General features: G+C 51.7%; 1 protein-coding gene and 1 pseudogene. Both read left to right on the forward strand.

Features of this window, described 5'->3' with window-relative positions; genetic code table 11:
* Window positions 1–405 (forward strand): proline racemase family protein (locus tag R8N49_RS28760; RefSeq protein ID WP_318190653.1); only part of this gene is annotated, 405 nt, incomplete at its 5' end.
* A gap of 18 nt (window positions 406–423) precedes the next feature.
* Window positions 424–600, forward strand: a pseudogene (locus R8N49_RS28765) (aldehyde dehydrogenase (NADP(+))); the annotation flags it as partial.

Raw genomic sequence — 600 nt, forward strand, 5'->3', positions numbered from 1 at the left:
GTGCGCACCGCCGTTTCTAATGCAGTGGAATGCATCCATCCAAATGATCCCACGGTTTGCGGCGTTTCCCATGTACTTTGGACAGGGAAACCAACGCAAGACGGCGCAACGGCTCGCAATGCCGTTTTTTATGGCGATAAAGCACTCGACCGATCGCCATGTGGAACCGGCACGAGCGCACGCATGGCGCAATGGCACGCGAAAGGAAAACTCAAATCAGGCGAAGATTTCGTGCATGAAAGCATCATCGGCAGCCTATTTAACGGCCGTATTGAGGGTATCACCGAAGTAAACGGACAAACGGCGATTTTGCCGAGCATTGAAGGTTGGGCACAAGTGTATGGCCACAACACCATTTGGGTCGATGACGAAGACCCGTACGCGTACGGATTTGAAGTGAAATAAGGACAGTAAGGAAGAACAATGAATTCGCAAAACTCACAGGTGTTTTACGCCACCAACGCCTTTACCGGTGAACGATTAACGACGGCCTTCCCCGTTCATGGAGAGATGGAAGTTAACCAAGCTGCAGAAGCAGCAGACAAAGTTGCACGCAGTTTTCGCCGACTCAGCAACGAAAAGCGCGCCAACCTACTCTGC

This window comes from Vibrio sp. 1978 (assembly GCF_033344345.1).